Source organism: Morganella morganii (genome assembly GCF_041099235.1).
GTDB classification, from domain to species: Bacteria; Pseudomonadota; Gammaproteobacteria; order Enterobacterales; family Enterobacteriaceae; genus Morganella; species Morganella morganii_E.
Genome location: NZ_JBFZSO010000013.1, coordinates 1 through 26057 on the forward strand (window position 1 = coordinate 1; position 26057 = coordinate 26057).

General features: G+C 51.6%; 28 protein-coding genes, 1 tRNA gene and 5 pseudogenes. 19 read left to right on the top strand and 15 right to left on the bottom strand.

The features are described 5' to 3' along the window. The 3 genes and pseudogenes from AB7038_RS16325 to AB7038_RS16335 form a co-directional block, all read left to right on the top strand. Positions 1-340, top strand: a pseudogene (locus AB7038_RS16325) (hypothetical protein); the annotation flags it as partial. A 6-nt stretch (positions 341-346) separates the two neighbouring features. Next, entirely contained in the window at positions 347-652 is a 306-nt protein-coding gene (locus tag AB7038_RS16330) for a hypothetical protein (RefSeq protein WP_369453657.1), read from the top strand. Between the two features lie 217 nt (positions 653-869). Beyond that, complete coding sequence (locus tag AB7038_RS16335) at positions 870-2576, top strand: VENN motif pre-toxin domain-containing protein (protein ID WP_369453658.1); 1707 nt, start codon at positions 870-872, stop codon at positions 2574-2576. A gap of 266 nt (positions 2577-2842) precedes the next feature. Here the strand turns inward: AB7038_RS16335 and AB7038_RS16340 are convergent. Continuing rightward, positions 2843-2962, bottom strand: a pseudogene (locus AB7038_RS16340) (IS1 family transposase); the annotation flags it as partial. Between the two features lie 284 nt (positions 2963-3246). Between AB7038_RS16340 and AB7038_RS16345 the strand changes: the two are divergent. The 9 genes and pseudogenes from AB7038_RS16345 to AB7038_RS16380 all read left to right on the top strand — a co-directional run bounded on the left by AB7038_RS16345 (position 3247) and on the right by AB7038_RS16380 (position 9445). After that, positions 3247-3483 carry a hypothetical protein gene (locus AB7038_RS16345; protein ID WP_369453673.1) on the top strand — a complete coding sequence of 79 codons (237 nt, stop codon included), beginning with the start codon at positions 3247-3249 and terminating at the stop codon, positions 3481-3483. 6 nt (positions 3484-3489) lie between these two features. Then, positions 3490-3795, top strand: coding sequence for a hypothetical protein (locus AB7038_RS16350; RefSeq protein ID WP_369453659.1), 306 nt, complete (start codon positions 3490-3492; stop codon positions 3793-3795). Positions 3796-3872: 77 nt separating this feature from the next. Beyond that, positions 3873-4010, top strand: a pseudogene (locus tag AB7038_RS16355) (IS256 family transposase); the annotation flags it as partial. Between the two features lie 222 nt (positions 4011-4232). Then, a complete protein-coding gene (locus AB7038_RS16360; protein ID WP_369453660.1) occupies positions 4233-5120 on the top strand; it encodes an integrase domain-containing protein in 888 nt (295 codons plus the stop codon). Between the two features lie 144 nt (positions 5121-5264). Further along, a complete protein-coding gene (locus tag AB7038_RS16365; protein WP_369453661.1) occupies positions 5265-6203 on the top strand; it encodes an ArdC family protein in 939 nt (312 codons plus the stop codon). Between the two features lies 1 nt (position 6204). Further along, a pseudogene (locus AB7038_RS18190) lies at positions 6205-6318 on the top strand (DNA primase); the annotation flags it as partial. Between the two features lie 62 nt (positions 6319-6380). Continuing rightward, entirely contained in the window at positions 6381-7448 is a 1068-nt protein-coding gene (locus AB7038_RS16370) for a TraI domain-containing protein (protein ID WP_369453662.1), read from the top strand. A 441-nt stretch (positions 7449-7889) separates the two neighbouring features. Further along, a complete protein-coding gene (locus AB7038_RS16375) occupies positions 7890-8354 on the top strand; it encodes a hypothetical protein (RefSeq protein WP_369453663.1) in 465 nt (154 codons plus the stop codon). 128 nt (positions 8355-8482) lie between these two features. Continuing rightward, a pseudogene (locus AB7038_RS16380) lies at positions 8483-9445 on the top strand (tyrosine-type recombinase/integrase). A gap of 216 nt (positions 9446-9661) precedes the next feature. Here the strand turns inward: AB7038_RS16380 and AB7038_RS16385 are convergent. The 4 genes from AB7038_RS16385 to mutY all read right to left on the bottom strand — a co-directional run bounded on the left by AB7038_RS16385 (position 9662) and on the right by mutY (position 12393). After that, positions 9662-9737: transfer RNA gene (locus AB7038_RS16385), tRNA-Phe, on the bottom strand. 174 nt (positions 9738-9911) lie between these two features. After that, entirely contained in the window at positions 9912-10988 is a 1077-nt protein-coding gene (gene mltC / locus AB7038_RS16390) for a membrane-bound lytic murein transglycosylase MltC (protein WP_368890173.1), read from the bottom strand. A gap of 69 nt (positions 10989-11057) precedes the next feature. Continuing rightward, complete coding sequence (locus AB7038_RS16395; protein ID WP_004237812.1) at positions 11058-11330, bottom strand: oxidative damage protection protein; 273 nt, start codon at positions 11328-11330, stop codon at positions 11058-11060. Between the two features lie 25 nt (positions 11331-11355). Further along, complete coding sequence (gene mutY, locus AB7038_RS16400; RefSeq protein ID WP_368890172.1) at positions 11356-12393, bottom strand: A/G-specific adenine glycosylase; 1038 nt, start codon at positions 12391-12393, stop codon at positions 11356-11358. A gap of 228 nt (positions 12394-12621) precedes the next feature. On the opposite strand from mutY, the gene trmB reads away from it, so the two are divergent. The 5 genes from trmB (at position 12622) to AB7038_RS16425 (ending at position 16590) form a co-directional block, all read left to right on the top strand. Beyond that, the gene (gene trmB, locus AB7038_RS16405; RefSeq protein ID WP_024472669.1) at positions 12622-13341 is read left to right on the top strand and encodes a tRNA (guanosine(46)-N7)-methyltransferase TrmB; all 720 of its coding nucleotides are present in this window, start codon (positions 12622-12624) and stop codon (positions 13339-13341) included. Next, positions 13341-13667 (top strand): YggL family protein, encoded by a 327-nt coding sequence (locus AB7038_RS16410; protein ID WP_015422519.1) that lies wholly within the window; start codon positions 13341-13343, stop codon positions 13665-13667. Before trmB ends, AB7038_RS16410 begins: the two co-directional genes overlap by 1 nt. A gap of 106 nt (positions 13668-13773) precedes the next feature. Beyond that, the gene (gene glsB / locus AB7038_RS16415) at positions 13774-14700 is read left to right on the top strand and encodes a glutaminase B (protein WP_072871880.1); all 927 of its coding nucleotides are present in this window, start codon (positions 13774-13776) and stop codon (positions 14698-14700) included. A gap of 44 nt (positions 14701-14744) precedes the next feature. Further along, positions 14745-15473: a DUF2884 family protein gene (locus AB7038_RS16420; RefSeq protein WP_072871879.1), complete on the top strand. Its 729-nt coding sequence runs from the start codon at positions 14745-14747 to the stop codon at positions 15471-15473. Positions 15474-15633: 160 nt separating this feature from the next. After that, complete coding sequence (locus AB7038_RS16425) at positions 15634-16590, top strand: siderophore ABC transporter substrate-binding protein (protein ID WP_369453664.1); 957 nt, start codon at positions 15634-15636, stop codon at positions 16588-16590. Positions 16591-16812: 222 nt separating this feature from the next. Here AB7038_RS16425 and hemW read toward each other — a convergent pair whose 3' ends face one another. The 4 genes from hemW to AB7038_RS16445 form a co-directional block, all read right to left on the bottom strand. Then, on the bottom strand, positions 16813-17943 hold the full coding sequence (gene hemW, locus AB7038_RS16430; protein ID WP_368890170.1) for a radical SAM family heme chaperone HemW: 1131 nt from the start codon (positions 17941-17943) through the stop codon (positions 16813-16815). Next, on the bottom strand, positions 17936-18532 hold the full coding sequence (gene rdgB, locus AB7038_RS16435) for an RdgB/HAM1 family non-canonical purine NTP pyrophosphatase (protein ID WP_004238785.1): 597 nt from the start codon (positions 18530-18532) through the stop codon (positions 17936-17938). Before rdgB ends, hemW begins: the two co-directional genes overlap by 8 nt. Positions 18533-18544: 12 nt before the next feature. Beyond that, entirely contained in the window at positions 18545-19093 is a 549-nt protein-coding gene (locus AB7038_RS16440) for a YggT family protein (RefSeq protein ID WP_046895179.1), read from the bottom strand. An 80-nt stretch (positions 19094-19173) separates the two neighbouring features. Continuing rightward, entirely contained in the window at positions 19174-19872 is a 699-nt protein-coding gene (locus AB7038_RS16445) for a YggS family pyridoxal phosphate-dependent enzyme (protein ID WP_214179432.1), read from the bottom strand. Between the two features lie 21 nt (positions 19873-19893). Between AB7038_RS16445 and AB7038_RS16450 the strand changes: the two genes are divergently transcribed. Beyond that, positions 19894-20916: a type IV pilus twitching motility protein PilT gene (locus AB7038_RS16450; protein ID WP_369453665.1), complete on the top strand. Its 1023-nt coding sequence runs from the start codon at positions 19894-19896 to the stop codon at positions 20914-20916. A gap of 28 nt (positions 20917-20944) precedes the next feature. Here AB7038_RS16450 and ruvX read toward each other — a convergent pair whose 3' ends face one another. The 4 genes from ruvX to rsmE all read right to left on the bottom strand — a co-directional run bounded on the left by ruvX (position 20945) and on the right by rsmE (position 23697). Next, positions 20945-21367: a Holliday junction resolvase RuvX gene (gene ruvX / locus AB7038_RS16455; protein ID WP_369453666.1), complete on the bottom strand. Its 423-nt coding sequence runs from the start codon at positions 21365-21367 to the stop codon at positions 20945-20947. Further along, positions 21367-21930, bottom strand: a complete 564-nt coding sequence (locus AB7038_RS16460) for a YqgE/AlgH family protein (protein ID WP_368890168.1) — start codon at positions 21928-21930, stop codon at positions 21367-21369. The genes ruvX and AB7038_RS16460 overlap by 1 nt, the downstream gene beginning before the upstream one ends. Positions 21931-22005: 75 nt before the next feature. Continuing rightward, positions 22006-22956, bottom strand: coding sequence for a glutathione synthase (gene gshB, locus AB7038_RS16465; RefSeq protein ID WP_032097880.1), 951 nt, complete (start codon positions 22954-22956; stop codon positions 22006-22008). Positions 22957-22965: 9 nt separating this feature from the next. Further along, on the bottom strand, positions 22966-23697 hold the full coding sequence (rsmE, locus tag AB7038_RS16470) for a 16S rRNA (uracil(1498)-N(3))-methyltransferase (protein ID WP_368890167.1): 732 nt from the start codon (positions 23695-23697) through the stop codon (positions 22966-22968). Between the two features lie 241 nt (positions 23698-23938). On the opposite strand from rsmE, the gene AB7038_RS16475 reads away from it, so the two are divergent. Next, positions 23939-24592, top strand: a complete 654-nt coding sequence (locus tag AB7038_RS16475; protein ID WP_369453667.1) for a prepilin peptidase — start codon at positions 23939-23941, stop codon at positions 24590-24592. Here AB7038_RS16475 and AB7038_RS16480 read toward each other — a convergent pair. Further along, entirely contained in the window at positions 24572-25183 is a 612-nt protein-coding gene (locus AB7038_RS16480; RefSeq protein ID WP_368890165.1) for a DsbA family protein, read from the bottom strand. The two genes, AB7038_RS16475 and AB7038_RS16480, sit on opposite strands and share 21 nt — an antisense overlap. A gap of 20 nt (positions 25184-25203) precedes the next feature. After that, entirely contained in the window at positions 25204-26040 is an 837-nt protein-coding gene (locus AB7038_RS16485; protein WP_368890175.1) for an MBL fold metallo-hydrolase, read from the bottom strand. Between the last annotated feature and the right edge of the window lie 17 nt (positions 26041-26057).

Here is a 26057-nt window from a genome sequence, read left to right on the forward strand (position 1 = left end):
TTCATTAAGGCACCTGTGTTGTTCTGAGGTGAGCATATCACCTCTGTTCAGGTGGCCAAATTTATTAAACCACTACATTTCAGGAAACAAAGCCCCAGACTATCGAATTAACGGGGAGATTTTTGATAACTATGCACCTAAGTCAGGAAGTGTTCGGAATATCTGGACAGAAGTAAAAGGTAAGATAAATGAAGGGCAGACTAATAATGTTGTTATTAATATGTCTGATACTAAAGTATCAGTTCCTGAACTTCAGCAGCAGTTTACAAAATGGCCAATAATGGGATTAGATAAGGTCATTATCATTGATAAAACTGGCAATGCAATCAGAGTTAAGTGAGGAAACATGTCCATAGATTTGAGATGCTATACGACATTATCTGTCGATGAATTACAGAAAAAACTGGATATTTTTCTGGCTAATTACCCTGAAATCTTTCCAAAACACTATATTTTATATAAAGCCAGAGATCTGGAGCGGTTTGATAAAGAAATTTCAAACGAATTTGGCCTAGATCCTAAGTCTTATTTTTACATTAGAGCATCTAATAAATTGCTTGAAATATGTACAAATAAAATCGCTAGTTTAGTGAAAGATCAATTAGGAAAAGATAATGTGATCGTTCTGCATAATGGTGAAGATTTAATATAAGCAAGATCCAGATCCTGCGAATAATTCTGTGTAATTGCCACCGTATTAAAGGTGGTCACTCGGGCGATCACCGAACACGATAATAAACCGTGTCATGGCCAATCGCTGGTTTCTGATCGGTATACAGTAGTAGTTTAATAAATTTGGCCACCTGAACAGAGGTGATATGTTCACAATGTGGTCGCGAAAAAAGACATCAGCCTGACCGGACAATCCGTTGCGGTTAGCCTCCGCGGTAGATAAAGACAAAAACACCCTCGATACCGGTACGCTGGGCTTTAACAATCTGGAAAACAAAGCGGAATATCAGGTGGAGCATCAGGGCGGCGGCCTGGGCACCGGCGGTGACCTCGGTGCTCAGGTGATTTCCAACCTGGGCAATGCCCTGGCCGTGGCGGATAACAAAAAAGAGAGCAGCAGCAACACCACTCATGCGGCGGTCTCGGACGGTAAATGGATTATCCGTGATACTGAAAACCAGAAACAGGACGTGGCAGACCTGAGCCGTGACACGGACAACGCCCACTCTGCACTTAATCAGATATTTGATAAAGAGAAAGAGCAGAACCGGGTGAAAGAGCAGCAACTGCTCGGTGAAATTGGTGTTCAGGTGATAGATATTGCCCGGACGGAGGCAAAAATCAACGCCACGGAAAAAGCGAAGGAAAGCTTTGATATCAGAAAGTACAGTAAGGATGATATCGATAACGCCAGAGCGGCACTGACGGCAGACGGTAAAGAAACGGACGATGAAGCGATCAGTGCACTGTTATTTAACAAAGAGGTTGAGAAAAACTTAGCGGAATCGGGCTTCGGCACCGGCGGCAAGTACACCCGCGCCATGCAGGCCGCCACCGCAGCGGTACAGGGTCTGATGAACGGTGACCTGAATGCGGCACTGGCCAACGGCGCAGCCCCGCTTATTGCCAGTGAAATCAAAAATCTGATCCCGGGAGAGGGCACAGATTCACAACTGGCCCGGGTAGTGGCCCACGGTATCGCCAACGCAGCGCTGGCACTGGCCAAAGGTGAAAACACCGCCGCACAGACCACCGGTGCCATGACCGGTGAAGCTATCGGTATACTGGCCGAATCTATCTACAATAAAAAAGCGCATGAACTGACCGAACAGGAAAAATCAAATATCAGCGCCTGGGCCACCCTGGCCTCCGGCCTCGCCGGTGGTCTGGTGGGCGGTGATACGCAGAGTGCAGCTAATTCGGCACAGGCCGGGAAAATTGTGGTTGAGAATAATGCAATGAGTCCTCGTGTAATGGCTGCGGCAGAAGCGCGGAAAAAACACACAATTGAAAATTGGGAAGCAAGTAAAAAAGCGGAAATAGAAAAAGCCTGTAATGGTTCTAATCCGATATCATGCCAAACCATGACAGCAATGGAATTCAGTATAATTGCCTGGCCTTTATTACCTGAAACTGCGGCAACAACGAGTCTTATTGGTGCAACGGCGAATACAGGTATTCAATATGCATTTACAAAATCGGTTGATTTAAATGATGTTATATTTGCATACTGGACCGGTGCTCTAACCGGAAACACTGGTTTTTGGGGAACTGTTGTTATCAATGCCTCGATGGGTGCAGGTTCCGCTTATGTTGCAGGGAAAGACCCATTAATGGGAGCTGGGATTGCCGGACTTGGTTCCGGATTAGGGTATGGATTAGGTAGTAGCATAAAATATGGTTTAAACAGGTTTGGTTACTGGAGATCTAATGGTTTTGATCCTAAGTATAACCCTCGGATACAAGGTGGTGCTATTCAGGGGCAATTGGGGTTATCCAAAGATATGGGCTCTGCTTCATTGCCAGGCACTTTAGGAAACGCAGGAGCATCAGCTGTTACAGAAACATTTAATGCCATCGTTCAAGAAGAAATTAAGGCTACCAATGAAAAAAGTAATAAATAAAAATGTGTTATATATTTTAACGATAAGTATGTTAAGTGGAGTGGCCGTTTTTTTCATAATATCCTTATCTTTTTTTATTGGTAAATCTATTGTTTGGTTTTTTTATGATAGATGTTTTTTTTATTCACTTGATTATTTTGTAAAGGCATTTAAGGCAGGTTTAATTACTGGCCCCGTTATTGGGGTAGGTACGTGGTGTCTTAGTTATAAGAAAAATAAAAAGTTGTAACGGGAAGGGGTCATGCATTCAATGCGTTGATTGCACATCAGGCGTAATACTCACGTTCAATGAACGTGCCGATGATCCTGTCATGCATTTCCGGCGATTTTGAATATCCCAGTGTCTTACGGTTCAGCCGCTTCAGTTGATTACGCAACGTCAGATTTGAGACGGTGGCAGGCTCGCGTATTCCGGCTGATGGCAGACCGAGATTATCTGCCTTTCTTCCTCCGGACTCAGCTTGTTCGCCGGGACAGGACGTACGGCCTCCGGCCGTCTGTCGCGGGGGAACTGCTGCCAGCGCCGCCAGGTACGCAGGCTCAGCTCCACTTCCCATCAGGCAACCGCCAGCCGGGATCCGGTACTCACCGCCTCATTAATCCAACGGATAAATAATGCACGTTCGGAGGCCGGTGTCAGTCGTCCCCGTCGGTTTCCCCGTAATAATCGCTGAACTTTTTTCGCAGCACCAGTAACTATGCACCTAAGTCAGGAAGTGTTCGGAATATACATAGTGAAATAAAGCGTAAAGTGACAAGCGGACAAACAACCAATGTAGTGATTAACATGTCGGATAAAAAAGTCTCTGTTCCTGAACTACAGCAGCAATTAACTAAATGGCCGGTAATGGGACTGGATAAAGTTATCATCGTTGATAAATCTGGTAATGTTATAAGGATGAAATGAAAAATTATGTCGATAGGAATCACTTGTTTTACAAGCTATAATGCTAAGGATTTACAGGAAAAATTGGATTTTTTTACCGTAAAATACCCAAGTATTTTCCCGGTGAAGTATTATTTATCCAAGGCAGCTCTTCCGGACTCTATAGACATAGAGATATCTAATGAATTTGGTTTAATACCAAAATCTTATTTATATATATCGGTAAATGATAAGTCGTTTTCTATATCTATAGACGATATAGCTAATTTGCTAAAGAATGAATTAGGTAAAAATAATGTAATAGTCCTTCTCAATGGTGAAGATTTGATCTAAATGAATGAGACTGTAATTTAAATTGTGTAATTGCCTGTTTTTGATATGTTCACTCAAACAACGGAGACAGGCAAATTATGGGCGAAAAGAAACTCAAAGCCCTTGCGGCTGAACTGGCCAAAGGCCTGAAAACGAAAGGTGACCTCAATCAGCTTTCTATGATGCTCAAAAAGCTCACCGTCGAAACTGCACTGAATGCCGAGCTGAGTCGCCACGGATAATCTAGACACTTCCGAGTCGTTGATAATACTGGTTTTCATATCCACTCTTTGCTCTGATGTTTTCACACGAGATGAGTGCCGGGTTAGATCGTAGATTAAAAACCCAGTAATTTTTTGCCCCCAAAAATTACTTTATCCTCCCTTTTAGCTGATATCTTTCTGAAAATCCCTGAGCACACCGGTTTCACAAACAGGCTCATGTTTAGGGATACCACTATGTCAAAACTCACCAAACAGCTCACTACCCTCGCCCGGCAGGGCGGCGGCAGTTTTAAAACCGTAGCGGATCGCTCAAAACTGGCCGCCCGCTTTGCGGCGAAGATGGCTGCACTGAATATCCAGATCCGTGATGTGAAACACATCAAAACGCATCATATTGAAAAATATATCCGGAGCCGTCAGGCGGAAGGGATTTCAAGACGCTCACTGCAAAATGAGATGGCGGCAGTGAGAAATATTCTGACCACGGCCGGTCGCGGTAAGCTGGCTGATCCACAGCATGAGAAACTGTGTAATAAAGCGCTCGGGTTGTCAGGGGCTAGCCGTGACGGCACGAAGGTGGCGATCAGTGCGGAGCGTTATCTCGCGGCGGTTTCCGGTGCGGAAAAACAGGATGCCGGTGTGGCGGCAGCGTTGCAGCTTGCCCGTTGTTTCGGGCTGCGGACGGAAGAGGCGGTACAGTCTGTGAAGTCGCTGAAAACCTGGCAACAGGCATTACTGCGCGGAGAGGCTAGGGTGCGTGTGGTGTTCGGCACAAAGGGCGGACGGCCACGTGATACAACGGTGATCGACCGGGACAAAATGCTGCACGCGGTCAATCATGCTCTGACGGTGGCAGCAGCACAGAACGGTCGCCTGGTTGACCGGCCGGAGTTGAAATCCGCCATTGATCGTTACCGCAATGTCGCCCGCAAAGCCGGGCTGACCGGCAAATCTGCACCGCATAGCCTGCGGTATGCGTGGGCGGTTGATGCAATGGAGTTTCATACCCGCAACGGCATGAGTGAAAAGGAAGTCAGCGCGATGGTGTCGATGGATCTCGGGCACGGTGACGGGCGCGGGCGTTATGTAATGCGCGTTTACACGAAATCTTCAGAAAGCTGAAAAGAGTTTCTGCTCCCGTTGTCAGTAATAAAAAATTAGTATCGGGTGGATTATTCGTTGTCACTGACAACAGTCTTTTATTAACCCGCGCGGGGATTTTTCCCTGCCGGGAGACATCCCCGTGTTGACTGACAGGGATGTCTTATGAAACAGAAAACTAACCGTAAACCCGTTGTAAAAGCTGACTTATTCCGGGAGGTGACTGACAAAATGATTGCTGCACTGGAGTCCGGCACACCGCCGTGGCGTCAGGCGTGGCAGAGCGGAAATGAAGGGTTACCCGCCAATGCAGTAACCGGCAGGCGTTACGGCGGTATCAATGTGATGCTGTTGTGGTCGGATGCGATGAATAAAGGGTATGAACGCAACCGCTGGCTGACTTTCCGTCAGGCGCGGGAAGCGGGGGGAAATGTGCGCAGAGGGGAGAAATCCACGACTGTGGTCCTGTTCAAACCGTTTCAGAAAGCGGAGGAGGATGAGCACGGCCGGATGACGACGGATGAAAACGGCGACCTTGTCATGAGGAATTACCGGATGATGGACAGTTTTCATCTGTTTAATATCGGTCAGTGTGAAAATCTGCCTGATAAGCTGTGTCCGGAACAGCCGGTGCTGCCGGAAGCTGAACGTATCGCCGGAGCGGATAAAATTGTCGCTAATGGCGGCGTTCCGGTGAGACACAACAACGGCGGACGTGCCTGTTATCATCCGGTTGCTGATCACATCATTATGCCGCAGGCTGTACAGTTCCGGAGCCCTGCGGACTATTACAGCACGCTGCTGCATGAACTGGTGCATTCCACCGGCCATGTATCGCGTCTGGCCCGGGACGGAATTGTGTATTGTCCGGCAGATAAACATGATCCGGTATACGGATTCGAGGAACTGGTTGCGGAGATGGGGGCAGCATTCCTGTGTGCAGACCTGGGAATACAGGGGGATCTGCAACATGAAAGCTATACCCTTATTCATTCAAATTGCAGGTTCGTTGGCCGCGCTCAGCCAGCCGGGTCACATACTGATTGTATGCTCCCCGTCTGTCTTCCCTTGCCGCCTGCCTGCATTTCGAATGACGTTGGGTAATATCGCGTCCTGGCTGACGATCCTGAAGGAGGACAAACGGGCGATATTCCGGGCTGCACGTTATGCTCGGGAAGCCTTTGAATATCTGACCTCAGAGACAGAAACCTGTCGCTGATATCATCACACTCAGGAGTTACCGGTTGTTCCGGTAGCTCTTTTTTATGTCCGGAAATCCTGATGCTGAATCTGAAATCCTTCTTTCAAATCCGGTCAATCCCGGAAAAAACACCAAAAATCCCGGCCGGATATTACTCTCCCCTAAGTGCGGACGTGTTGCTGGCAACACCGCAGCGTCAGTGCTGGCTCGCCTTCCTCCGTGATTCCTCACCACTGCCGAAAGCTCAGTTTCGGCATTATTATCAGCGGCCGCTGATGCGCTGTCTGACCCTGATGCAGCAGTTTCCGCTGACAGCGGAGGGTACACACGCCCGTTCAGGGGGAATGGCGGATTACATGCTGGAAAGCCTGTCATACGCGGTGCGGCTGGCAAAGGGGCATATGTTGCCGCCCGGTGCTCCGCCGGAAGAGCAGGCCGCACAAAGTACTGCCTGGCATGCAGTGATGGTGTATGCGGCCATGTTATCGCCGCTGGGTTATCTCTGTGATGTAGATGTTGAGCTGGTGAACGGAAAACGCTGGTTTCCGCTGGATAATGCACCTCCTGCGCCTTACCGGTTCCGGTTTCTTCCCGCAGCGCCGGATGATGCGCGGCAGAGTGCCGGGGCTATGCTGGCGTGGCGGCTAATCCCAGCCGAGGCGATTCAGTGGCTGAGTAACTATCCGGACGCGTTTCGTGCCTTATCATTGTATCTGAGCGGCTTCCGGGAACAGACGGGTGTGGTTCATCATATTATTTCTGAGGCGGTACAACTGACAACAGGGATGACAGCGGAGAAAGCAAAACCTGTTAATGATATGGTCAGCCACAATATGAGTGAAGTACCGGAAGAACTTCCTGACAGTCCCGGAAGTCAGTTCTGGCAGTGGCTGGTGACAGGATGTCAGCACGGGGAAATTGCGGTCAATCAGGCGGAGAACTGCGTGCATCTGACCGGCGGTTATCTCTTTCTGCCTTCGCCGTGGATCTTCCGGCAATACCTGACTACAACCGGCGGCGAGCCGCAGGAAAAAGACGCGATTCAGAAAGCGTTTGAGCGGCTCCGGTATCACCGGCGTAACAGCGAAAAATGGTTACCTGTCATTTATATCAGACGGAAGACAGGGAAGGGCCTTACCGGAAACTGAGCGGTTATCTGGTCCCCGCCGGGAAGGTGTTCAGCGGCGGAATTAATGACGGGGATAATCCCCTGCTTGCTGTTATATAATGATATCGTTATAGATTCTCACCGACTATAAATCCCCGTAACAGATGAAAACCGGTAAATGCCTGTAAAATCGGGCATGGCAGCTATTCGTGGCAAAGAGCGCTTGAAGCGACTTACTAATCACGGTATCTTTCCTCCGCTCCTGCAAAATCAGGAGACGGGATTAGCCTCCCGGGTCAGTCTGTTAGATATACGATTTAGGTCGTATGACCGGTTACACTTCAATGGTGGGCCGGGCGGGGGCGTCGAAAGACGCGCCGGTGTCTAACAGACCGGTAAGGCTAACCTCGTCCGGTTCACCACCAGTAAGATTAGCCTCTTCGGTGGTGAATATAGAACACCATCTGTTAGAGGATGCCTTATGGCGACGACCCTTAACCCCGATCATCCGTTAGTTTCTGTTTCCTTCACCGCTGATACTGATTTTACTGTCCTGGCTGACCATTGCGCCCTGTTTGCTGAAGTTTTGATTGAGTCGGCTGACCCGGTGCAGAAGCTGGCATTGTGCGGCAGGATAAGCACCGGTCTCTCTCTGCTGAAATCCAGGCTCTCTGATCCCATCGCTCCCCATCTTGTTGAATGTCTGACCACCGATATACCCCCTGTCTCTTCTCCTCCCCGTTTTAATCCCGACAGCACTGAACTCTGCAACTATTGTCTGGCGCTGACGCAGGTTCTGGCAGGGCAGGGATTTGGTTCCCAGACGGCGATGAACCTGAGCTGGCTGCTGTATGAATTACTGGATTATTTTAAGACAGATTTACAGTCACCGCGCTGGTTACGGACAGCAGAAGGAACCCGGTTTCTTGATGAAAGGACGGCATGATGCACAACAGGGAGGAAAAAAAAGATTATCACAATCGTGGATGGTCGAAATTTTATGGTATTTCATGGTGTTATAAGCGATAACACGCGGCACCGGATACATGAATTACGTTTACATATGAGTGCTTTATGGATGATGTTACCTTTAAGTACCTGACTGATCAGTATTTTTACAGTAAATCGCTGCGTCCCCGATCAGAAAAAAGTTACCTGAAAGTTGTCCGTACATTCGGGAATTTTTCGGCTGTTTCACCTGCAGATGTGGATCACCATGTCGTGTTGGGCTGGCGTCATCTTGTTTTGCAGGAGCAGAAGCGGGCTCCGCGAACCTGGAATAACAAAGTGGCTCATATGCGGGCTTTGTTTAATTTCGGTATCGCAAAAGGATTTTTACCTCACGATGAAAACCCGTTTTATTACACACAAGTCCGGGTTGGTAAAAAGAGGAAAAAAATTCTGACGAAAAACCAGATGGAGGCGCTATACCGGCGGATTGAGCTGTATCTGGATCTGGAAAGGGTTCACGGTAATTCGTTACTTCACAGCCGTCGTCCGAATGCCATGCTTCCTGCCTAGTTCTGGAGCACGGTCATGAACGTGTTGCGTTATACCGCAATGCGGTTGGGGCAATTGCTCTATATCCGCTGGTGTGATGTCAATCTGGAGGAACGTCTGATTAATCTGTGTTCTGAAGGTTCCAAGAATCATAATGACAGCCAGATACCGATTGTTGATGCACTGTATCCGTCGCTGGAGTATCTGATGGTGCAGGCAGAGAAAGCGGGAATGGAACCGAAGCACCAGTTGTTTAATGTGGGCTGGTTTCACCCCGGCCATAAACGTAAGTATCCGGAACTGATGGATGAGGCGCCGTTACGTTCATTCTTCCGGCGCCTGTCCCGTGAGTGTAAATTCACCGTCACACCACACCGTTTTCGCCATACCGTCGCGACACATATGATGAAATCGCCGGAGCGCAATCTGTACGTGGTAAAGCGTCTGCTCGGCCATGTCAGCCTGGCATCGACGATGGAATACATTGATGAAAATGTTGACGGCCTGCGTAACATACTGGAAACCGAGCTGATGTAGTGCTCAAAGGGGGAATTTACTGACTGAGTTTGACTTTGACGGAGAAGATCTGTAAAGATCGCACGCATAAAAAAAACAGACTTGCGCGAACAAGTCTGTTTCTTTGAGAGCTTTTTCAAACACGGGTAACAATGTTACGTTATGTTTTACTTTGTGCTCTTTTCCTAACCTGTCAGAATAACATCATGTTTAACTGACAAGCGGGTTCTGAATTAGTGGTGCCCGGACTCGGAATCGAACCAAGGACACGGGGATTTTCAATCCCCTGCTCTACCGACTGAGCTATCCGGGCAACGAGGCGTATTAAACCCGATTCCGTTCGGGGCGTCAATCTTATTTCCTTCAAATTTAATCAAGTGCCGGTTTTTTCTGCAATTTACTGAAGTTTTAATCAGTAACGTCTGTTTTTACGGCATAACACGTAAAATTGCCGGCGGACAACTGCGGATGCTGCCCGCCGGTAAGTTTAACGGCGGTAGCCTTTTTGCAGGTCATTTACTTTGCGCAGATAATTGCGGGATTCTCCGGACGGGTGTTTCGTCGTCAGGGTTTCATACACTTTACCCGGCTCCATACCGCTGATAATGCGGGCGGCCTGCTTTTTATCACTGTGGAAGACACGCAGTACACTGCCTGCGCCGCCGTTGTAGGCGGTGATAACCGCATAGCGCCGTGATGTCGGGTTGCTGATCTCACCGAGGTAGGTATTCTGCAGAATCGCCAGATATGCTGTACCGGTGTCGATATTGCTGGCCGGGTCAAACAGATAGCTGCGGCTTGGCACACCGGAGCGGCCCTGTGATTTAAACACATCACGTCCGGCGGTGTTCGGCATAATCTGCATCAGCCCCAGCGCATCAGAGCGGCTGACCGCATACGGGTTAAAGCTGGACTCTGTCTGCATAATGGCAAGGATCAGCGATTCTTCCACGCCGTATTTGGCAGATGCCTGACGAACCAGCGGCAGGTATTTGTGAGCACGCTGATCCAGATGGTTCGGCACCAGTTTCAGGGTGATATAGGTGATCATCTGTGAGCCGGACTGGCGGCGCTGTAAGCGATTGGTCACCAGATAATCCGCGAATTTGGTGGCGCGCCACTCCCAGCGGATCGGCTGTCCGGTATGATCCAGCACCTGGCCGAACAGGAACGGCTCTTTACTGATGGTAACATCGTTGGCATCAGAATAGAGGTCAACCGAGCCCGGATCCTCGCCCATCAGCAGAGTATTGATAATCGCCTGACGCAGATGCGCTTCCGGCTCAACACCCGCCAGGGTCTCAATGGTGACAGTACCGGCATCAAAGTTGATATGGGAGCGGGTGTAGTACTGATCGGTATATTTGACATAATCTTTCGGACCGGCGATCAGAACTTCTTTTATACCCCAGATATTTTCAATGTTATGGGCAAACTGGCCCATCAGAATATCAAATCCGTTGGTATCCTTAACATATTCAGGACGGAACTCCGTCTGTTTTTGTGAACCGGTACAGGACGCCAGCAGCGGCGCAATAATGATCAGTGCAGCAAGTTTTTTCATGGGTATAAATACGGTGCGATCCGGGTTCAGATACAACATCAGAGCCGGGAAAAGGCTCTGATGACAGGGTTATTTTTCAGGCGGTGTATAGCCTTCAATGTGGATATCGTGGCCTTCAAACAGGAATTTGACCATTTCCTGTTCCAGCAGTTTGCGATCATCCGGGTTCATGGTGCTGAGTTTTTTCTCGTTGATCAGCATGGTCTGTTTGGACATCCACTGCTGCCAGGCTTCTTTGGAAATCTCATTAAAAATACGTTTGCCTAATTCGCCCGGATAGAGCTGAAAATCCTGGCCGTCAGCCTCACGCTGAAGAAAAGTGCAAAAAATTGTTCTGCTCATGTAACATCCTCAAAAATAGGGTTCTTTACCCGATCTGCTTAAGCAAGGTTTCCACCGGGGCGGCCAGGCCGATCGCCGGCGGATTTTGGCTGTTATACCAAATCCCGTCGCTGTCGTCATGGACTGCTGTGCGATCGGTGACGTTTGCGGCAACGGGCACAATATCCAGGTGAAAATGGCTGAATGTGTGGCGGAAGGCAATCAGCTGCTGTAATGGTGAGTGGCTGATACGGCGTTGTGCCAGCCAGTCGTGCATAGCATCTTCCGTTGCAAACTGCGGAAAGCTGTATAATCCGCCCCAAATTCCTTTCGCCGGCCGTTTTTCCAGCCAGATCTCATTATCATGCTGAATGATAAGAAAGTAAGCTGTTTTTTCCGGAATCGATTGTTTTGGTTTTTTGCCGGGATACGCCGCCGGGTTGTGCTCTGCATAGGCAATGCAGCCGGACTGCAGCGGACACAAATCGCACTTGGGTTTGCTGCGTGTGCAGACCATCGCGCCCAGATCCATCATCGCCTGATTAAAATACTGCACGCTGTCAGCCGGAGTCACATCTTCGGCGATCGCCCAGAGACGGTTTTCCACCTCTTTTTTACCCGGCCAGCCGCTGACGGCATAACAGCGCGCCAGCACCCGTTTGACATTACCATCCAGAATCGGGAAATGCTGATTCTGAGAGAGGGACAGAATCGCGCCTGCGGTTGAGCGCCCGACACCGGGCAGGGCAACCACATCCTCAAACGTGATCGGGAACTGTCCGCCGAATTCAGAAGCGATAGTCTGTGCCGCTTTGTGCAGATTGCGGGCACGGGCGTAATAGCCGAGCCCGGTCCATAAATGCAGCACTTCATCAAGTGGTGCGGCGGCGAGATCAGTGACCGCCGGAAACCGTTCAATAAAGCGGTTAAAATAAGGGATAACCGTTGCCACCTGGGTCTGCTGTAACATCACTTCAGAGAGCCAGACGTGGTAAGGGGTTTTCTCCTGCTGCCAGGGCAGATTTTTTCTGCCGTAGCGGTGATACCACGTCAGAACCGATTGCGAAAATTGCTGTGCTTCCATGAGAATAAAATAATAATTGAATAGTTTTAATTGACGGGAATTCCAGCACACTGTTTTGCGACTGTAAACCAACTTTTGCCTGAAATTGTGCGAAAGAGGATGATTAACCGGTGCGAAGTCGGTTGTCTCTTGCTAAACTTGCCGCACTTTGCGTGTGTCAGCGCAGCGCAGCCCGTTGTGCAGGACACATTATGATTTATTTTTGCCGGGATACTGACAGCAAACCTTATGATCAACAATGTAATTTCGCCGGAATTTAATGAAGACGGCAGAGCCCTGCGCCGCGTCCGCAGTTTTGTGCGCCGTCAGGGACGGCTGACCAAACGTCAGGAAGATGCCCTGACTGACCTGTGGCCGTCTGCGGGTGTGGATTTTACCCCGGAACTGCTGGATTTTACCGCGCTGTTCGGGCGCGATGCGCCGGTCACACTGGAGATCGGTTTCGGCATGGGTGCCTCTCTGGTGGAGATGGCGAAACAAAATCCGGATAAAAACTATCTGGGCATTGAAGTGCATGCCCCGGGTGTCGGTGCCTGTCTGGCGGATGCGCAGGAAGCCGGGGTGACGAACCTGCGGGTGATGTGCCATGATGCCATCGAAGTGCTGGATAAAATGATCCCGGATAACAGCCTGCATATGGTGCAGCTGTTCTTCCCTGATCCGTGGCATAAGGCCCGTCACAATAAGCGGCGCATCGTTCAGCTGCCGTTTGCGGAAAAAGTGCGGACAAAACTGACGCAGGGCGGTATCTTCCATATGGCAACAGACTGGCAGCCGTATGCGGAGCACATGCTTGAGGTCATGACTCAGGCACCGGGTTACCGCAATCTGTCAGCAACACAGGATTATGTACCGCGCCCGGATACCCGGCCGGTCACGAAGTTTGAAAAACGCGGCCATCGCTTAGGCCATGGCGTCTGGGATCTGATGTTTGAGAGGATGAAATAATGGCAACACAACGTAGTCGTCGTTTACGGAAAAAAATGCGTATCGATGAGTTCCGCGAACTCGGTTTTTCCTTCAAATGGGATTTCCCGGAAGGCACTGATGTCGACACTATCGACCGCACCGTAGACCAGCTGGTTGAGGAAGTGATCGAGCCGAACGGCCTGGCGCTGGATGCCAGCGGCTACCTGAGCTGGGAAGCCATGGTCTGTTTACAGAAAATCGGTGAATGTACCGATGAACACCGTAAACTGGTGGGTGACTGGCTGAAAGCCAAAGGGATGCAGAACATTCAGATGTCTGAACTGTTCGATATCTGGTGGGACTGAGATAAATTCTTTACCACGCTAATTATTAATAAGGGCACCTGAAAAGGTGCCCTTATCTCTCTCCGGCCTCCGGATTTGCGGCGTGCTGTATTTTGGAGTAACAACCTTGACCACACACTTTAGTAATGAACTGCTGGACGATATCTTACACCGTGTCCGGCCGCTGATTGGCTCCGGTAAAGTGGCGGATTATATTCCGGCGCTGGCAGAAGTCTCACCTGACAGGCTGGGGATCGCGGTGTGTACCGTGGACGGGGAGATTTATTCCGCCGGTGATGCTTATCAGCGCTTTTCCGTGCAGTCCATTTCCAAAGTGCTGAGTCTGACACTCGCGATGACACGTTATAAGGAATCGGAGATCTGGTCCCGGGTCGGCAAAGAGCCGTCCGGTCTGCCGTTTAATTCGCTGGTGCTGCTGGAGATGGAAAAGGGCATTCCGCGCAATCCCTTTATTAATGCCGGGGCGATTATTATCGCAGATATGCTGCAGTCCCGCCTCAGTGCGCCGCGTCAGCGGATGCTGGAGTTTGTCCGCAAACTGACCGGCAGTCAGGATATCACCTATGATTTGCAGGTGGCACGCTCTGAACTGGAGCACGGCAGCCGCAATGCCGCTATCGCCTTCCTGATGAAATCCTTCGGCAATTTTGAGAATAATGTACTGACTGTGCTGGAGAACTATTTTCACTATTGCGCACTCTCAATGAACTGTGCTGAACTGGCAACCTGTTTTGCTTATCTGGCCAACGGCGGTGTGCCACTGGGCGGCAGCGAGCCGGTGATCACGCCGTTGCAGTCACGGCAGATAAATGCCCTGATGCTGACCTGCGGGATGTATGACGGCTCGGGGGAGTTTGCTTACCGGATAGGTATGCCCGGGAAATCCGGGGTCGGCGGCGGGATCGTCTGTGTGGTGCCGGGCGAGTTTTCTGTGGTGGTCTGGTCACCGGAACTGGATGATTCAGGGAACTCTTTGGCCGGTTGCGCTGCCTTAGAAATGTTATCTGCAAAAATCGGGCGCTCTATTTTCTGAACCCGCCGGGTTCAGCGTCCGCTGTCTGAGAATCAGGAGTGTTTATGTTACGTAAATGGATTGCCGTTCTGAGTCTGGGTGCCGCGTCGCTGGCATCGGCGGAAGGGTATCAGTGCAGTGTCACCCCGCAGGATGATTTGGTTATCACACCGGCCTATGTGCAGGTGATCGGAAAAAGCGGGGAAATGAAGATCACCCCTGACGGGCAGATCACCCGTGACGGTAAATCCCTGACACTCAGTGCCGCACAAAGTGCGGATGCAAAACGCTATCAGTCAGGTGTGCGTCAGGATGTGCCGTGGATAAAACAGCAGGCGGTGAACCGGATCGGTAAATCCCGTCAGGCGGTGGACAAGGTGCTGATCAAAGAGATGGGGCAGGACAGCAAACTGCGCGGTCATCTGACAACCCTGGAAGCGGATCTGAATAAACAGGTTGACCGGATCATTGAAACCCGTCCGGATGGTTATGCTTTCCATCATCAGGCGATTAAGCAGGTGGAGCAGGACGGACGTGCGCAAATTCAGCAGCGCCTCGGTGGTATGCTTCAGGATGCCATCAATGAGATCGGCCGTAAACAGCTGCTTGCCGGGCTGACTGGTGACAAAAGCGCCGCCGGTGCGGCACTGAGCGGGCTGGACGGATTACAGAAATCCTTACAGCAGGCCGTGCGTGAACAGGAAGATGACTTTAAACAGTTCAGCAAACAGGTGTGCGGAAAAGTTACCACTCTGGAACAACAGCGTATTCAGCTGATGAATTCCCTTAAGTAATATAAGGTTACCGGTACATTTTGTGCCGGTAACTGCTTTTTTAGCCGATTAGGTTCAAATAAATAATAATTGTTATGATAATGATTCTTATTTGATTGACATGTTTCGGCTTCTGCCTAGAATGAACTGCGACGTTAAACGCATTTAATCAGGCAGGAACATGAAAAAGATCATTCCGTTAGTGTTAATTCCGTTTTTAGGCTTTGCCTCCGCTTCCGCGCTGGCTGACTCCGCGCCGAAATATACCCCGAATCATATCGCCGCCGTGGCGGATAAAAGCCCGCTGTTAACTATCGAACATCAGTCCGGCTCCGCAAAAGTGGTACAAAAGCCATCCCGCGTGGTGTTGTTTGACTTTGGTGTGTACGACACCATGAATAAGCTGGGACTGGCTGACAATGTTGTCGCGCTGCCGCTGGGTAATCTGCCGTCATACCTGAAAGGTCAGGTGGACAGCAAAGTTGCGGATGCAGGCGGAATGAAGACCCCTGACCTGGCAAAAATCGCGGAACTGAAACCGGATCTGATTGTGATCACCGGCCGTCAGGGTAAATCATTTGATGAGCTGAACAAAATCGCGCCGACAGTGAACCTCGGTACCGGCGGTGATGATTATCTGGCAGCGGCAGAGGCGAATATTACTCTGATCGGTCAGCTTTATGATATTGAGAAGAAAACCGCAGAAGAACTGGCCGCACTGGATAAAACCGTTGCTCAGGCTCAGGAAAAAGCCGCCAAATCCGGTAAAAAAGTACTGGTGATGCTGCATAATGACGGCAAATTATTCCCGAATAAACAGCCGGTTGTCTATCAGGTGGTGAAAGCAGCTGGTGTTGATATTCCGGTTGACCCGAAAGCAGAGAAAGATAAGCGTCCGCTGGTGACACCGGAAATGGTGGCAGAGCTGAACCCGGATGTGATTCTGGTGATTGACCGCAGCGCGGCTATTGGTGCAGGGCAGTGGGATAAAGCGGCCTTTGAAACTGATGGCGTGAAAAAGACCAATGCCTTTAAGAATGACAAAATTATCGTGTTACAGCCGGATCTCTGGTATCTCTCCGGCGGCGGGCTGGACAGTCTGAATCGTCAGGTGCAGGCCGTGGAAAGCACGCTGTAATCAGCTGATTCATACAAATAATAAAAACCCGGACGTGAAAACGGCCGGGTCAGGCCGTTGACAAACCCGCAGGGGTTGGCGACGACCGCCAGAGGTTGTAAAAATAAACCAGGAAAATCAATAAATTGATTTTCGGCTGATAACACAAAGCAGGAAAAACCACGTTTTATCCTGCTTTGTCAGCAATCTCACCCGGGCGTGAAAGCGGCCGGGTTTTTTGTTTTATAAAAACCGTTCCAGCAACGTATTGAGGAATAACTTGCCGTGTTCAGTTATCTGCCAGTGAGTCGCAGTTTCGGAAATCTCACCGGCATTCAGTGCCGCTTCAATCTGCGGACGAACCACGGATTCCGGCAGTCCGGTGTAATCGGTGAAATCCCGGCGCGGCATCGCTTCCAGCAGGCGGAACCGGTTCATAAAGAACTCAAACGGCCGGTCTTCCGCTGCCACCTCATTTTGCTGATCAAGGTAGCGCCCTTCCATATAACCGCGCGGGTGTTTGGTTTTGACTGTCCGCAGAATACGTCCGTCAGCAAACGAAATTTTGCCGTGCGCACCACAGCCGATCCCGAGGTAATCCCCGAAACGCCAGTAGTTGAGGTTATGCTGACACTGAAATCCCGGTTTTGCATACGCGGAGGTTTCATACTGCACATAACCGGCCTGTGTCAGTAACTGATGACCCTGAGAGAAAATATCCCACAGAAGATCGTCATCCGGCAGTACCGGCGGGCGGGAGCCGAAACTGGTGTTCGGTTCAATCGTCAGCTGATACCAGGAAAGGTGCGGCGGCGCGAGTTCAATGGCCTGGCGCAGATCACTGAGTGCTTCGCCGAGATGCTGCTCCGGCAGCCCGTGCATCAGATCGAGGTTAAAACTGCGCAGTCCGAGTGTCGCCGCGAGCCGGGCCGCCCGTTTGGCTTCTCCGGCATCGTGAATACGCCCGAGGCGGATCAATTTGTCATCACCGAAGCTCTGCACACCAATGGAAATGCGGTTGATACCGGCTTTCTGGTAGCCGCTGAAACGATCGGCTTCCACGGTACCCGGGTTGGCTTCCATGGTCACTTCCGCATCTGCTGCGACAGGAATACGGGCACGCACGCCGTCCATCAGTGTCTGCATCGCTTCCGCACTCAGCAGGCTGGGCGTGCCGCCGCCGATAAAGATAGTGCGGATTTCGCGACCGGCAACCAGCGGCAGATCGGCATCCAGATCTGCCAGAAGATGTGCCACATAATCATCATGCGGCACTTCACCTTTCAGCGCGTGAGAGTTGAAATCACAGTAAGGGCACTTCTGAACACACCACGGAATATGAATATACAGACTGAGCGGGGGAAGCTTACCCATTACGCAGGGCTTCCGACAGCAGTGCCAGTGCTTTGCCGCGGTGAGACATAGCCTGTTTTTCTTCCGGGCGCAGTTGTGCGGCAGTTTTATTCAGTTCAGGTAACCAGAAGACCGGATCATAACCGAAACCGCCTTCGCCCTGAGCCTGCTCTGCGATCACACCGGCCCAGCGGCCATGACAGATGATCGGAGTCGGATCATTTTCATGACGCATATACACCAGCACACAGTTGAAGTGTGCCTGACGCTGCGCCGCCGGTACGCCGTCAAGGGCGGCCAGCAGTTTTACGATATTGGCACCGTCGTTGCCGTCAGTTCCGGCATAGCGGGCGGAGTAGATCCCCGGCGCACCGCCGAGGTAATCGACGGAAATCCCGGAGTCATCGGCAATAGCCGGTAAACCGGTGACTTTTGCTGCGTGACGCGCTTTGATAATGGCATTTTCAACAAAGGTCAGGCCGGTTTCCTCAACGGAGCCGACCCCCAGTTCCGTCTGTGCCACCACATCCATTCCGGCATCCGCCAGCAGTGAGGCCATTTCGCGGACTTTTCCGGCATTGCCGGTAGCTAAAACAATTTTGCGGGTCATATCAGCGCCTGATTATAAAAATATCCACTGAACAATATCGTTATAGAGATAGCCCAGTGCATACAGAATAAAAATGACAATCATTGCAGAGAAATCAATGCCGCCCATCGGCGGAATGATACGGCGGAACGGCGACATCAGCGGCTCGGTCAGCTGCATCAGCACATAATCCACCGGGTTGCGGCCCTGGCTGAACCAGCTCAGCAGCGCGCGGGCGAGGATCACCCAGAATACCGTCATACCTGCAAGATAAAGAAGATTAAAGAAAGCAACTAACAGCATCAGCCCGCCGAGCTGGCCCTGAAAACCGGCCAGAAACCACGGAAAGAGCAGTTTCAGCAGGACGGCAACATAGGCCACCAGCACAGAGGCCGTATCAATCGGGCCGATAGCCGGAATAATACGGCGCAGCGGACGGACAACCGGCTGTGTGGCTTTCACGACAAACTGGGCAAACGGATTATAAAAGTCCGCGCGCGCCCATTGCATCCAGACACGCAGCAGTAAAATCGTGGCATAGGCATGCAGGAGCGTGGTGACAACAAAATTCAGTGTTTGCATCGGTGAAATCCTTAACAGAAAACAAATTAACCGGTTCGTGATAACGCACTAAGATACAGGAAGGTCATGATACAGAATGATCAGGATACAGAATAGTTACGTGCACCGAAAATTGCAGTGCCGATGCGTACCATAGTCGAACCGCAGGTAATCGCGGCATCCATATCGTCGGTCATACCCATCGATAAGGTATCCGCCTGCGGGTATTTCCCCTGCAATTCACGGAAAGCGGTTTCCATCTGACGGAAAACCGCAGACTGGCGCTCCGGATCCGTTTCCGGTGCCGGAATTGCCATCAGCCCGCGCAGACAGACATTCGGCAGTGCGGCAACCTGCTCCGCCAGCACCGGTAATTCTGCAAGAGTGATACCGGACTTGCTGTTCTCATCGCTGATATTGATCTGGATAAGCACATTCAGCGGTGCTTTGTCTGCCGGGCGCTGATCACTCAGACGCTGTGCGATTTTCAGCCGGTCGATGGTGTGGCACCAGTCAAAATGCTCTGCAACCAGACGGCTTTTATTAGACTGCAGCGGCCCGATAAAGTGCCATTCCAGATTTTGATTCGCGGAGAAATACTGAATTTTTTCAACGCCTTCCTGGACGTAGTTTTCACCAAAGCGGGTTTGCCCGGCCGCTATCGCTTCTTCGAGCGCGCTCACAGGTTTGGTTTTGCTGACGGCAAGTAAGGTCACTGTGTGTGGATCGCGGCCGCATTTTTGCGCCGCAGCGGTTATACGTTCTCTGATTTCTGTCAGATTGTCTTTTATTGGTTTCATGATGATCCGGGAGATAACCTAATGAATATGGATAATTTAATCGCCCTTAGTGTAAAGCATAATGCATCCGATCTGCACCTTTGTGTTGGTCAGGTGCCGGTGTTACGGGTGGATGGAGAGCTTTTTTCGCAGACACACTGTGCGGCGGTAACCGATGACGCACTGCGCGGCTGGGTAAAGACGATCCTCGACCAGGCAAATTACCACAGATTGATGACAAAAGGGCAGGCGGATCTTGCGTTGTTTATCCGCGATCAACCTTTGCGGGTGAATATTTTTATGGCGGGGGGATTGCTGAATGCCGCACTGCGGCTGATAAGCCCGGTGGTTCCCTCTCTGGAGGATATCCTGGCGCCGCCGGTGTTTGCCGGACTGCTGTCAAAGACGCAAAGCGGCCTGATTCTGGTCACCGGCGCGACCGGCAGCGGAAAATCAAGCACGCTGGCGGCGCTGCTCAGTTATATCAATCAGCACTTCCGGCGGCATGTGATTACCCTGGAAGACCCGGTGGAGTTCCGTCACCGCAGCAGGCAGTCGCTGATCCGCCAGCGGGAAATCGGCCGTGATTGTGAGGATTATCAGCAGGGGCTGACAGCCGCGCTGAGACAGGATCCGGATGTGATTATGCTGGGAGAACTGCGGGATGAGGCGGCTATCCGTCTTGCTCTGACGGCGGCGGAAACCGGGCATCTGGTGCTGAGCACGCTGCACACCCGGGGAGCTATTGCCGCCATCGAACGGCTGACGGATGTGTTCAGCGGCGCAGAAAAAAACCGGGTATGCAGCCAGCTGGCAGGCAGTCTGGTGGCGGTGCTGAGTCAGCATCTGGTGGCAAAACAGGGCGGCGGGCGCTGTGCAGTGTTTGATGTGCTGATCAATACCCCGGCGGTGGCGAGCCTTATCCGGGATAACAAAGCATATCAGATTGCCTCTCATCAGCAGTCAGGCGCACAGTCCGGGATGATGACGGAGGAGCAGTGCCTGCAATGGCGGCGCGGCAGAGGGGAAATAGCCGGGGAGGCGGGCGCGGTACCGGCATGGTAAACAGTACAGCGCGCCGGGGGCGGGATAGTCAGCCGTAAAGCTGTTCAAACCAGCTTTCAAGGATAATCACGGCAGAGGCGGAGTCCACTTTGTCTTTGCCGAGGGCGCGGTAGCCGCCGTCTGCAAACAGATTGGCGCGGGCTTCCACTGTGCTGAGGCGCTCGTCATGGAGTTCAGCGGGGATCCCGAAACGGCCGTGCAGGCGATTGGCAAATTTTTTCGCCTGATTAGTGACCAGCTGCGGCGTACCGTCCATATTGAGCGGCAGGCCGACAACCACATAGTCCGGCTGCCATTCACGGAACACGGCGGCGATCAGCTCCCAGTCCGGAATGCCCTCACGGGCTTTCAGTGCCGCCAGCGGGCGGGCGGTGCCGGTGATGGTCTGACCGACAGCCACACCAATGCTTTTGGTGCCGAAATCAAAGGCAATCACAGTATTGCTGCTCATTATGCGTGTCCGGCCTGTTGTGCGATGGTGTAAATATTCACGCCGATACCGGCGGCAGCTTCGCGCCAGCGGTCGGGCACCGGGGTACGGAACAGCAGGCGCTCACTGACATCCGCCACCAGCCAGCTGTTTTCCATGATTTCCCGCTCCAGCTGACCGGCTGTCCAGCTTGAGTAGCCGAGCGTCATCAGGTAGTGCTCCGGCTGCTCTGCGGTTCCCAGCGTCTCCAGCACATCTTTTGAGGTGGTCAGAAACAGGTCATCGGTCAGGCGGGTGCTGGCGGCGTACTTTTTATCACCGGAGTGCAGCACGAAACCATGCTCTTCAGAAACCGGACCACCAACCAGAACCGGTTTTTCCAGCGACTGGTTTTCATCACGGATGTCCGGGGAGATTTTCAGCTTTTGCAGAATTTTACCGACAGACAGCTGTTCGATTGGTTTGTTGATCACCAGTCCCATCGCCCCGTTTTCATTGTGTTCACACAGATACACAACTGAACGCGCAAAATACGGATCATCCAGCGAGGGCATAGCAATGAGAATATGATGTTGTAAGTTCATAACCTTCTTTTCAGTCTGCCCGCAGACCGGAAAAAACGGCCTGCGGGTGTGAATGTACGGACACAGTGCCGGCTGTTACCGGCCGAGACGTTTTTCAATGGCATCCATCAGCATGCCGGTGACAGAAACGTCCGGTTGTGCGGCTTCAATTTCACGGGCACAGGTCGGGCTGGTTACGTTGATTTCAGTCAGGCGGTCGCCGATCACATCGAGGCCGACAAAAATCAGACCTTTTTCTTTGAGGACCGGTGCCACGCTGCGGGCAATGGCCCAATCGCTCTCACTCAGCGGACGCACTTCACCGTGACCACCGGCAGCGAGGTTACCGCGCGTTTCGCCTTTGGCCGGGATCCGTGCCAGGCAGTAAGGAACCGGCTCGCCGTCCACTACCAGGATACGTTTGTCACCGTCTTTGATGGCAGGCAGGAAGTTTTGCGCCATGCAGAAAGTATGACCATGATTTGTCAGGGTTTCGATAATCACACCGACGTTCGGATCATCCTGTTTCAGACGGAAAATTGACGCACCGCCCATACCGTCGAGCGGTTTGAAAATCACATCACCGTGTTTCTGGTGGAACTCACGCAGACGCTGTGCACTGCGGGTGACCAGGGTGTCCGGGGTCAGATCAGCAAACCAGGCAGTGAACAGTTTTTCGTTACAGTCGCGCAGGCTCTGCGGTTTGTTGACGATCAGGGAACCGGCACTTTCCGCGCGTTCCAGGATATAGGTGGCGTAAATGAATTCAGTATCAAACGGCGGATCTTTGCGCATCAGAATGACATTCAGGGTGCCCAGCGCGATATCCTGCTCACTGCCGAACTGATACCAGCCTGCCGGGTCTTCTTTCACCGTCAGGGTGCGGGTACGGGCACGGGCAACGCCCTGATGCAGATAAAGGTCATTCATCTCCATATAATGGATTTCATAACCACGGCGCTGTGCTTCGAGCAGCATCGCGAAACTGGTGTCTTTCTTGATTTTGATGGAATCGATAGGATCCATCACAATACCGAGCTTGATCATTTTTTCTCCTTAACCCAGATCGCCGAAACGCACCTGCAATGCGGTGATTGCAGTGAGCGCGGTGGTTTCTGTGCGTAATACACGCGGCCCTAATAATATGTCGGTAAATTGATGACCGGCGGTCATCGCGATTTCCTCTGCTGACAGCCCGCCTTCCGGGCCAATCAGCAATCGCACTTTAGCGGTTTCTGCGGGCAGTGTATTGATACTTTGTGATGCGCGCGGATGTAAATTTATTTTCAGAGCATCATCATTCTCCGCACACCATGCTTCCAGAGTCTGCACCGGGCGGATCTCCGGAATCACATTACGTCCGCACTGCTCGCAGGCAGCGATGGCAATTTTTTGCCACTGCTGCTGTTTTTTCTCCAGCCGCTCACCGTCCAGTTTAACACCACAGCGTTCAGAGATCAGGGGGGTAATAATCTGAACACCCAGTTCAACCGATTTCTGAATGGTGAATTCCATTTTTTCGCCGCGCGACATCACCTGTCCGAGGTGGATAGACAGCGGGGATTCGCGGTTGTCGTCCTGCTCATCTGTCACACGGACGGATACACTTTTTTTGCTGACATCTGTAATTTCAGCATTAAAAATCCGGTTGGTGCCGTTAAACAGGATCAGGGAATAGCCGGTTTTCATCCGGAGCACACGGGCAACATGGTTGGCACCGTCATCTGTCAGTTCTGTCACCATGCCGGGGGTTAAAGTGGCGGGGTGATAAATGCGCGGGATCCGCATGAAAATATCCTTTACGTTCTGCCGGCACGCTGCCGGTTGATACACATTGCCCCATGATAATAGAGGGGGGATCCTCACTGCAAGCATCAGCCGGGATCATTACATGCCGGGGTAACTGTCAATATTGCGTTATGACCCGAAAAAAAATGTAATTCAGCTGTAATCAGGGAAAAAAACGTGTCTTTCCCGGGGCGGTCAGGCAGGCTGCGGATATCGCAACAGGGAAAAACGCGGGGAAAACATGGACTGGCTGATTATGATTATCTGGGGAGTATTTTTGCCGCCGCCGCTAAAAGCCGGGACGGAATATATTCTGCGCCATTACTATCAGTATCCGCAGCGGTTACCGGGCGGGTGGCTGTATCTGCACTGCCTGTTATCCGGTGTGCTGATAGTGTTCTGGTCAGACGGACAGGGCGTGTATGTCCTGTTTCTGACACTGCTGTTTTTATGTCTGGTGATGTTGTTTCATATTGATAACGCAGTATTTTATCTGCCGGATAAACTGGTGTTCCCGATGCTGTGGGCCGGATTGCTGTTTCAGAATGAGGTCCGGCTGGTGACGCTCTCTTCCGCGCTGTACGGGGTGATCGGCGGTTTTTGTCTGCTCTGGAGTGTGGCGGAAGGCTATGCCTGGTGCCGGAAAAAAAGCGGCCTGGGAGGCGGGGATATCAAACTGTTTTCTGCCTCCGGGGCCTGGGTGGGGGCGGAACAGCTCGCGCTGTTGCTGATGCTGGCCTGTGTGTCTGCGCTGGTGGTGTACGGAGTGCAATATTTTCGTCACCGCAGTTATCATCACCCGCGATGCGGCCCGCGCATTATTGCCTTCGGGCCGCATTTAATTGCGGGGATGATTATCGTGATGGGGCTGATGTCAGGCGGTCGTTTTCAGTAACGGGATCAGCCTTTCCCAGTGTGATTCCGCACCCAAAACGGCCTGGTTCGGGATGTGCTGAAATGCGCCGTCCTCTTCCAGCAGCAGAGTCGGGAAGCCGCCGGTCGGGTTATGGACAAATAACTGACGGCTCTCATGAATATGCTGCTCAGTTTGATCAGACTGAATATCGCTGATACCCAGTTTATCCGCCAGCTTGCGCAGGGTATCGCGGTTAAGCGGCAACCCGTTCTGATAATAGGCTTTCTGGCAGGCTTCCAGCATGTCAATGCCTTTACCGGACTGCGCCTGCGCACTGAGAATGGCGGCAATCGGCGGCACGGAATCCATTACCCACTCCTGATTTTTCAGCAGAGTGTAAAAGGCATCGGTAAACGGTTGTCCGGTCAGCTGAGTGATGCGCTGATTGTGGTTGCGGATCATCTCCCGCATGCTGTCATCTGCCGGGCGGCGCTGTGAGCCGGTGATCATCCCGCCGCCGTGCAGGGCGATCGTCACGCCCTGTTTATGTGCAGCCTGAATAAACGGCGCGATACCATAACACCAGCCGCAGAGCGGATCATAAATATAGTGCAGCGTTTTTACTGACATTCTGTTTTCCTTAAATCAGATTACTGCGGCCAGCGCATTTCACCTTTGAGCACTTTGGCACTCAGTTCGAGGCTTGATTCATCCGCCAGGGCCGGGTAAGCGGCTTTCAGTGTGCTGATCATCTGTTGTGAGTCCTTACTCTCTTTCAGGGCTGCTTCTGCACGGGTCAGATAATCTGCGGTAAAGGTAATGGCCGCCGGTGAGAAATGGCTGTTACCGACATAATGGCCGGGCACCACGGCGGACGGATGTTTGTCCTGCATACTTTTCAGCGACTGCTGCCAGTACTGACGGGATTCCGGGGTTTGCGTATCTGCCAGCCAGACATGGATATTTTCTGATACCAGCACACCGCCCATTACCGCAGACAGTGACGGCACCCATACATAACTGCGTTCCGGTGCCGGGCTGTCCAGCCCTTCAATCAGAATACTTTTCCCTTCCAGCATAATGCGGTTGCCCTCTAACGGCTCCGGCACAACGATACTCTGCGGGGCATTCTCTTTCAGAACCGGTCCCCAGTAAGCCAGTTTACCGTCTTTGCTTTCTTTAATCAGTGCGACGGTCTGCGGAGTGGCCACAATCTTAGCCTGCGGGAAGGCTTTTTTCAGTTCATCCAGTCCGAAATAGAAATCCGGATCAGAATGGCTGATATAAATGGTGGTCAGCGTTTTGCCGGTCGCACGGATTTTATCCGCCAGTACCTGAGCATCATCTTTCTGAAACTGGGCATCAATCAGAACCACCTCATTTTTGCCGCTGATGATTTCCGAAGAAACCGGGAAGATACTTTTTTCGCCGGGGTTATACACTTCCAGCGACAGCGGTGCGGCGGCAGTGACAAAAGAGGCACCCATCAGGGCGCTGAATACCA